This is a genomic window from Undibacterium sp. Di24W, assembly GCF_049340325.1.
Classification (GTDB): domain Bacteria; phylum Pseudomonadota; class Gammaproteobacteria; order Burkholderiales; family Burkholderiaceae_D; genus Undibacterium.
The window spans coordinates 1-255 of the sequence record NZ_JBMPOP010000044.1; the positions used below are offsets into that span (position 1 = coordinate 1).

A 255-nucleotide genomic window follows, 5' to 3' on the forward strand; every position below is an offset into this window, starting at 1 on the left:
TTGAGCATCGCACCTTGAATTTTTCATGTAACTGTTGGTAATAAGTAGAGCAGTATTGAATGCCTCGATCTGAGTGGTGTATTAGATCGGACATGCTACTTTTGCCACGCAGCGCACGTCGATAGGCCACACTCACTTCCTCTGTTTGCAGGCTGGCGTGAACATGATGCCCGACAATCTTTTTTGAGTAGATGTCGGTCACCAAACTTAAATAAACAAATTTTTCACTTGTCGGTATGTAGGTGATATCGGCGA

The 255-nt window shown here is 43.9% G+C and carries 1 protein-coding gene; it reads right to left on the minus strand.

Translation table 11 applies throughout. The annotated features are described in order from the left end of the window. The coding region (locus ACO0KZ_RS20560; RefSeq protein ID WP_422998667.1) for a DDE-type integrase/transposase/recombinase at positions 1 to 255 on the minus strand (255 nt) is incomplete at both ends.